The organism is Pseudonocardia sp. ICBG601, assembly GCF_020496245.1.
On record NZ_JAHLJA010000075.1, the window covers coordinates 36,111 to 44,289 of the forward strand.

4 protein-coding genes and 3 pseudogenes are annotated in these 8,179 nt (G+C 71.2%); 3 read left to right on the forward strand and 4 right to left on the reverse strand.

What is annotated here, in order from left to right:
- Window positions 1-27 precede the first annotated feature (27 nt).
- Window positions 28-961 (forward strand): annotated as a pseudogene (locus KPL57_RS21850) (IS5 family transposase).
- Here KPL57_RS21850 and KPL57_RS21855 read toward each other — a convergent pair.
- Window positions 939-2,772, reverse strand: a pseudogene (locus KPL57_RS21855) (BCCT family transporter). The pseudogenes KPL57_RS21850 and KPL57_RS21855 overlap by 23 nt on opposite strands.
- 735 nt (window positions 2,773-3,507) lie before the next feature.
- Here KPL57_RS21855 and KPL57_RS21860 point away from each other — a divergent pair.
- Window positions 3,508-4,656, forward strand: a complete 1,149-nt coding sequence (locus tag KPL57_RS21860; RefSeq protein WP_020627395.1) for an aromatic ring-hydroxylating dioxygenase subunit alpha — start codon at window positions 3,508-3,510, stop codon at window positions 4,654-4,656.
- 325 nt (window positions 4,657-4,981) lie between these two features.
- Here KPL57_RS21860 and purU read toward each other — a convergent pair whose 3' ends face one another.
- Entirely contained in the window at window positions 4,982-5,830 is an 849-nt protein-coding gene (gene purU / locus KPL57_RS21865; RefSeq protein WP_226352985.1) for a formyltetrahydrofolate deformylase, read from the reverse strand.
- A 137-nt stretch (window positions 5,831-5,967) separates the two neighbouring features.
- On the opposite strand from purU, the gene KPL57_RS21870 reads away from it, so the two are divergent.
- Complete coding sequence (locus KPL57_RS21870) at window positions 5,968-6,633, forward strand: GntR family transcriptional regulator (protein WP_020627393.1); 666 nt, start codon at window positions 5,968-5,970, stop codon at window positions 6,631-6,633.
- Between the two features lie 2 nt (window positions 6,634-6,635).
- On the opposite strand, the pseudogene KPL57_RS21875 reads toward KPL57_RS21870, so the two are convergent.
- Window positions 6,636-7,523, reverse strand: a pseudogene (locus tag KPL57_RS21875) (bifunctional 5,10-methylenetetrahydrofolate dehydrogenase/5,10-methenyltetrahydrofolate cyclohydrolase); the annotation flags it as partial.
- Complete coding sequence (locus tag KPL57_RS21880) at window positions 7,520-8,026, reverse strand: cyclodeaminase/cyclohydrolase family protein (protein ID WP_264198389.1); 507 nt, start codon at window positions 8,024-8,026, stop codon at window positions 7,520-7,522. The pseudogene KPL57_RS21875 and the gene KPL57_RS21880, both read right to left, overlap by 4 nt.
- Window positions 8,027-8,179: the final 153 nt, after the last annotated feature.

Genomic DNA, 8,179 nt, shown 5'->3' on the forward strand with positions numbered 1-8,179 from the left:
TGCCAATCTCTCAGAGCGTGTTTGGAAATGGTGGGTGTGTCGGGATGGTCGACACGGCTGGGGTGCTCCATCGTGGTCGGCATGCAGGAACGACCGCGCCGGTACCCCTCGGACACCAGTGATGCCCAGTGGGTGGTGATCGAGCCGTTGTTACCGCCGCTCGCGCGGCGGGGGCGGCCTGTTGCTCATGCTCGTCGGGACGTGCTGGACGCGATCTTGTATGTCGTGCGGACCGGGTGTGCCTGGCGGGCGTTGCCGGTGGACTTCCCGCCCTGGCAGACCGTCTACTGGTACTTCAACCAGTGGGAACAGCAGAAGGTCACCGAGAAGATCCTCCCGGTCGTGCGGGGGCAGTTACGTATCGCCGAGGGCCGTGATCCGGAGCCGAGTGCGGGGATCATCGATTCCCAGTCGGTCAAGGGCGCCGACACCGTCGGCCAGGACTCCCGCGGCTACGACGCCGGGAAGAAGACAGGCGGACGGAAACGGTTCATCGTGACCGACACCCTCGGTCTGCTGCTGACCACGATGGTGTGCTCGGCCTCGGTACAGGACCGCGACGGCGCCAAGCCGATCCTGCTCAACCTCTACCTGCGCACCAGGGTGCGGTTCGTCTACGCCGACGCCGGCTTCGCCGGGCGACTGCTCGACTGGGCCGCCACGATCCTGCAGACAACGATCGAGATCATCCGCAAGCCACCCGAGCAGCGCGGATTCACCGTCCTCCCACGAAGGTGGGTGGTCGAACGGACCCTGGCCTGGCTCACCGCACACCGACGCCTGGCCCGAGACTACGAACGCCACCCCACCACATCCGAAGCCATGATCCGCTGGGCCGCGATCAACACCATCACCCGCCGCATCGCCCGTGGATACCCCGCCACCCGCCAGCAGAAACACACGACACCCTCAACCCACTAGAATTTCCAAACACGCTCTCAGTGGCGCTCGACCATCGTGACCTGGGTGCCCCGGTCGCCGTCCACAGGGGTGGCGTCGCCGTCCGCCGGAGCCGCGTCGCCGTCGGGGCGCTGCGGGTCCGCCGGGACGCTCAGCGGGTCGACCGCCGCGACCGGGACGGCCGCTCCCCCGGGGTCCGCGTCGGTGGCCCCGTCGTCCTTGGCGAAGGAGCCGACCTTCACGTAGAAGTCGTCGCCGTGGTTGTCGGTCGCCCAGTCGACGGCCTGCTCCATCACCTCGGCGCTCTTGACCGCGCGCAGGATGACCCGGTCACGGCGGACGTCGCGGTGCAGGGCCACGCACAGCAGCACCATGATCACCACGAACGGTGCCGCGACCAGGATGGTGAGGTTCTGGATGCCGTCCAGGGCGTTCTCCCCGCCGGTGACCAGCATCAGCACGGCGACCGCGCCCATGACCGAACCCCAGAAGACCACGACCCACTTGCTGGGCTCGATGGTGCCGCGCTGGGACAGGGTGCCCATGACGATCGACGCGGCGTCGGCGCCGGAGACGAAGAAGATCGCGACCAGGACCATGACGAGCAGACCGGTGAAGGTCGCCCACGGGTAGGCGGCCAGCATCTGGAACAGCTGGACGTTGGAGTCGTCGGAGAACTGTGTGCCCTGCTGGGCCTGGGTGATGGCGGTGCCGCCGAAGATGCAGAACCAGACCAGCGAGACCAGGCTGGGTGCGAGGATGACGCCGCCGACGAACTCGCGGATGGTGCGCCCGCGCGAGATCCGGGCCAGGAACATGCCGACGAACGGCGTCCAGGAGATCCACCACGCCCAGTAGAAGACGGTCCAGCTGGACAGCCATTCGAGCATCGGCTCGCCGCCGACGGCCTCGGTGCGCCCGACCATCTCGAAGAACTGGGAGAAGTAGGCGCCCAGCGCGGTCGGTACCAGGTCCAGGATGATCACCGTCGGGCCCACGACGAACAGGAACAGCGCCAGCGCCCCGGCCAGCACCATGTTGATGTTCGACAGCCACTGGATGCCCTTGGCCACCCCGGAGACCGCGGACAGGATGAACGCCGCGGTCAGCACGACGATGATCGCCGCGAGCACGCCGGCCCCCGGCGCCCCGTCGACCCAGCCGACGGTCTGCATGCCGCCGCCGATCTGGAAGGCGCCCAGCCCGAGCGAGGCCGCGGAGCCGAACAGCGTCGCGAAGATCGCGAGGATGTCGATCGCCTTGCCGATCGCCCCGTCGGTGGCCTTCTGCCCGATCAGCGGGACGAACGCCTGGCTGATGAGCTGCCGGCGGCCCTTGCGGAACGTGGAGTAGGCGATGGCGAGGCCGACGACGGCGTAGATCGCCCACGGGTGCAGCGTCCAGTGGAACAGCGAGGTCGCCATCGAGGTCTGCAGCGCGTCGACGGTGCCGGGCTCGGCGGAGCCGGGGGGGCGGTGACCGGAAGAAGGTCAGCGGCTCGTTCACGCCGAAGAACATCAGTCCGATGCCCATGCCGGCGGAGAACATCATCGCGATCCAGGAGACCGTGCGGAACTCGGGTTCCTCGTCGTCGGCGCCGAGTTTGATGCGTCCGAACCGGCTGAAGGCCAGGAAGAGTGCGAAGGCGACGAAGGCGGTCGCGGCGAGGATGAAGCCCCAGCCACCGCCACGCATCAGCGCCCCGATCATCGTGGACGCGGTCGTGCGCAGGCTCTCCGGCGCCGCGACCCCCCAGACGACGAACAGCAGCGCCAACGCGGCACCGATCCCGAAGACCGTCCGGTCCGTGCGGGGGCGTTCCGGTGGTGCTCCGGGGTCCTCGGTACACGACCGGGGATCGACCTGCGCCATGACGTCTCCACCTCTGTCCGGGTGCGGGGAAAGTGCGGTACGTGCGCCGCTCCGTGGGGTCGTGCGGATCCGCGGCCGGGATCACCGGCGCGACGGGTGGACGGGCAGCGGGTGCCGCCGGCCCGGGGACGGGCGACGGTCGGGCGGCGGTCGGCCGGGACCCGGCACCACCTGCTCCCCATCAGATACTCGATTAATATATCTGTGCACGTTATGATGCGGCCGGAGCGGCGGTCAAGACCCGATCCGTCGCCCGGAGCCCGAGGACACCGGAGTCGCCACCGTGCCCCCAGCAGTTCCGACGCCCGACCCGCGGCGACCGGCCCACGCCTCGGGCCTGCACGAACACCACCGTTGCAGCCCCTTGACACCGACCAGGGCGACGCGCTCCCATCGTGGTGCGTATTGAGCGACTCGTTGCTTGTTACGCAACAGTTTCGGTGTTTCTCGTGTGTTACCGCGGCCCCGATCGCCGTCGTCGTCATCGCGCCCAACCCCACTGCAGGAGGTGATCCGCTGTGCCGCAACGGTTCTGCCGCTACCGCACGCCGGCCGCCTCCGGCGCCCGGTCGTCGCACGGGCCCCCGGTCCCGCGGCGCCGGCCTCCGTAACGAACCGATGCCGTCGCACCGGTCCCGAGCTCGACCCGCGAGGGCGACCCCCGCCGGCGCGCCCGATCTCGCCCCAGACCCGCCAGCCGCCCCACACCGACCGTCGCCCACGAGGAGTACCGCCATGACGACCGGCGAGTTGTCGAACCCCGCCACCGAGGGGCAGAGCCTCCCGGACAGCCTGCGAGAGACCCTCGCCGGCCACTACTACACCGACCCCGCGATCTTCCGGGCCGAGCAGGACAACATCTTCCACAAGACGTGGTTCTGCGCGGTGCTGGCCGCGGACCTGGACAAGCCCGGCGCGTTCGAGACCGTCCAGATCGGACGTGAGAGCGTGATCGTCACGCGGGCCAGGGACAACTCCGTACGGGCCTACCTCAACGTCTGCCGGCACCGCGGCGCGCGGCTGTGCACGGAGGAGAAGGGCGAGGTCAGGCGCTCGTTCCAGTGTCCGTACCACGCCTGGACCTACGGCCTGGACGGCAAGCTCATCGCGGCGCCGAACCTGAACTCGATGCCCGACGTCGACAAGGTCGAGTACGGCCTGCACACCGTGCACGTCCGCGAGTGGCTGGGCTACGTGTGGCTGAGCCTGGCCGAGGAGCCGCCGTCGTTCACCGAGACCGTGATCGGCGACGTCACCACCCGGCTCGGCTCGCCGGACGCGATCGTCGGCTACGACGTCGAGAACCTGAAGCTCGGCCGGCGCATCTCCTACGACGTCAAGGCGAACTGGAAGCAGATCGTCGAGAACTTCATGGAGTGCTACCACTGCGCGACGATCCACCCCGAGCTCACCGAGGTGCTGCCGGAGTTCGCCGACGGCCTCGCCGCCCAGTACTTCGTCGGGCACGGCGCCGAGTTCGGCGAGGAGATCAAGGGCTTCACCGTCGACGGCTCCGAGGGGCTCGCCCGGATCCCGAGCATCACCCAGGAGCAGGACCGCCGCTACTACGCCATCACGGTACGGCCCTCGGTGTTCATCAACCTGGTCCCCGACCACGTCGTGTTCCACCGCATGTTCCCGCTGACCCCCGAGCGCACCCTGGTCGTCTGCGACTGGCTCTACCTCCCCGAGGTCGTCGACTCCGGCGCCGACATCGACCGCTCGGTGGAGCTGTTCCACCGGGTCAACGTGCAGGACTTCGACGCCTGCGAGCGCTGCCAGCTCGCGATGGACTCGCGCTCCTACGAGAAGGGGGGCGTGCTCGTGCCCAGCGAGCACCACATCGGCGAGTTCCACGACTGGGTGCGCGACCGGGTGGGCTGATCCCCCGCATCGCACCGCGCCTCACCGCGCTCCCCCGCACCACGACGAACGCCCCGCCCGGCCCCGCCGGCGCGGGGCGTTCGCGCATGCCCCCGGGCCCGACCGGATCAGGCCGGCACGGACGGGTGCCGTGGCACCCCGTCACCACCCCCCGCACCCCACGCGAGGGGTGCGGCGGGACGCGGGGAGGTGCCACGCCGTGCCCCCGCGAGCGGGACCGCAGCTGGGCAAGCGGGACGGCGGCCGGGCAGCAGGGCGGCGACCGGGACGCGGAACGGCCCCGCCCCCGCGGTGCGGGGACGGGGCCGTGGGAGAGCCGCCGCGGCTACCGGAAGACGACCGTGCTGCCGCCGGTGAGCAGGACCCGGCGCTCGCAGTGCCAGCGGACCGCGCGGGACAGGGCCAGTGCCTCGGCGTCGCGGCCGACCATCTGCAGGGCCTTCGGGTCGTAGGAGTGGTCGATCCGGATCACCTCCTGCTCGATGATCGGGCCCTCGTCGAGGTCGGGGGTGACGTAGTGGGCGGTGGCGCCGACCTGCTTCACGCCGCGCTCGTAGGCCTGGTGGTACGGGCGGGCACCCTTGAAACCGGGCAGGAACGAGTGGTGGATGTTGATGGCACGACCCTCGAGCGCCTTGCAGGTCTCGTCGGAGAGCACCTGCATGTAGCGGGCGAGCACGACCAGCTCGGCGTCGAACTCGTCGACGAGCGACAGCAGCCGGGCCTCGGCGTCGGGCTTGGTCTCGGCGGTCACCGGGACGTGCACGAACGGCAGCCCGGCGGCCTCGGCCATCGGCCGCAGGTCGGGGTGGTTGGACACGACCGCGACGATGTCGGCGCCCAGGCTGCCGGCCCGCCACCGGAAGATCAGGTCGTTGAGGCAGTGCCCCAGCTTGGAGACCATGACCAGGATCCGGGCGGGGGCGCCGTCGTGGAAGGTGAAGCTCATGCCGAACTCGGCCGCGACCGCCTCGAAGTCCCGGCTGATCACGTCGAGGTCCACCTCGTGCTCCGCCCCGACCTGGGTGCGCAGGTGCAGCCGGCCGCGCAGCGGGTCGTCGAACTGCTGGTACTCGCCGATGTCGCAGCCGTGCTCGATCAGGAAGGCGCTGACCGCGCGCACGATGCCGGTGCGGTTCGGGCAGCTCAGGGTCAGGATGAAGGAACGGGACACGGCGGCCTCTCCTCGGGTCGGACGCGGTCCGCGGCGACCACGGACCTCTAGATGGTGCATTGATATATCAGTCATAGTCAAGAGGTGTGGGCATGTCCGAGAACTGTTACGCACACATGACGGGTTAGCATGCGACGGTGACCGCACTGCCCGACGACGCCGAGCCGGAGTACACCTCGCTCGCCGACAAGGCGTACACGGTGATCCGGGACCGGCTGATCATGCTCGACATCCCGCCGATGACCGCGATCGACGACGTCGCCCTCGCGAAGTCCCTCGAGGTCGGTCGCACGCCGGTGCGGGAGGCCCTCAAGCGCCTGGAGATCGACCGGCTGGTCGTCTCCTACCCACGGCGCGGGACGTTCGCGACCGGGGTCGACATCACCGACCTGGCCTACATCTCCGAGATCCGGGTGCAGCTGGAGCCGCTCGCGGCGCGTCGCGCGGCCGAGTACGCCGGCCCCACGACCCGGGCCGACCTCGCCGAGCTGGCCGACACGATCGACCGGATCGACGTGCGCACCCTGGACCGCGACGCGCTGATGCGCTGGGACCTGCACGTCCACCGGACGATCTACGAGGCGGCGGCCAACCCGCACCTCGAGGACACCCTGATCCGCTATGACAACCTGGCGACCCGGATCTTCTGCCTGTTCCTGGACCGGATGACGCACTTCGACCAGCACGTCGGCGAGCACTCGGGCCTGCTGCGGGCCATCGCGGGGCAGCAGGCCGACGAGGCCGCCGACCGGGCCCGCGCGCACGTCATCGGGTTCGAGAAGGCGGTCCGCGAGGTCGTCTGACCCGGCTCAGACGTGGCGCGTGCCGAGCGGACGGTGTGTGCCAGCAGCAGCGCCGTCGTCACCGGTCCGACGCCGCCGGGCACCGGCGTGAGCGCACCGGCGCGGGTCGCGACGTCGGCGGCGTCGACGTCGCCGACCAGGCTGCCGTCGGGCGCGGTGTTCGTCCCGACGTCGACGACGACCGCGCCCTCGGCGACGTGCTCGGCGCGGATCAGCCCGATCCGCCCGACCGCGACCACGAGCACGTCCGCGGTGCGGGTGTGCTCGGCGAGCTCCTTGGTGTGGCGGTGGCAGATGCCGACCGTCGCGTCGCGTTGCAGCAGTAGCTGGGCGGTCGGCTTGCCGACGACCAGCGAGCGCCCCACGACCACGGCGCTGCGCCCGGCCAGCTCGACGCCGTGGTGGTCGAGCAGCTCGAGCACCGCGGCCGCGGTGGCCGGCGGGTAGGCGGGCAGGCCCGCGGCGAGCCGGCCGGCCGAGAGCGGGTTGGCGCCGTCGACGTCCTTCTCCGGGACGATCGACGCGGCCAGCTCCTCGACCCGCACACCGTCGGGCAGCGGGGGCTGCAGGATGATGCCGTGCACGGTGTCGTCGCTGCTCAGCCGGGCCAGGGTGGCGCTGATGGACTCCGCGTCCGCGTCCGGGCCGAGGTCGAGCAGCTCGCACTCGACGCCGACCCGGCGGGCGGCCCCGGACAGCGAGCGGACGTACCAGCCCGCGCCCTCGTCGGCGGTGGCGACGACGACGGCCAGCCGCGGCACGACGCCGAGGACGGTGAGCGCGGCGGCCTCGGCCTGCACCCCCTGGCGCAGCTCGCGGGCGCGCGCGGTGCCGTCGAGGACGACGTGGTCGGGGTGGGGGGCCGGCCGGGTGGTGGGTGGCGGGGTCATCGGCGGATCTGCTCCCGGACGTCGTCGGTCACCTTGTCGGCCCGGCGCAGCAGGTCGTCGCCGCCGGTCAGCGCCGCGGACAGCTCGCCGCGCGCCTGCGGGTCGGTGAGGCCCGCCAGGTTGATCTCGACGTTGAGCCGGGCGGTGCTCGCCGCGGCCCGTGCGGCGTCGGCCGCCGCGCCCACGTCGCTGATCACGTTGGGGTTGCCGATCGGCCGCAGCCGCTCGGCGAGGTCGACCACCTGCTCGGCGGCGCGGATGACCTGTGCGGGAATCCGACCCGCCTCGACCGTCGCGGCGGCGATCGCCGCGCTGCGGGCCTGCTTCGCCTCGTCCGTGTCGCGCGGGAGCTTGTAGGCCGCGCCGACCGCGCCGAACGCGCGGGCGTCGTCCTCGGCGAGGCCGAGGCCGGTGATGCGCAGTGCGTCGGCCCGGTTGCGGACGTCGAGGACCGTCTCGGCGTGCTCGGCGTAGCGCTCGCCGTCGGTGTAGCGGGCGACCATGCCGAGCAGGGCCGCGGCCTGGCGAGGTGCAGGCCGGCCGTCGCGCCGCCGCCGGGGGCGGGGACGCGGGCGGCCAGGTCCCAGAGGAACCGGTCGAGGGTGTCGGAACGCATGGGGGTCCTTCCGTGCGGCGGAGCGACGGTGCGTCGTCGG

What these genes read in the sequence shown, in the direction of transcription:
- KPL57_RS21860 (WP_020627395.1), top strand. Translation starts at nt 3,508, where the DNA reads ATGACGACCGGCGAGTTGTCGAACCCCGCCACCGAGGGGCAGAGCCTC.
- KPL57_RS21880 (WP_264198389.1), bottom strand. Translation starts at nt 8,026, where the DNA reads ATGGTCGCCCGCTACACCGACGGCGAGCGCTACGCCGAGCACGCCGAG.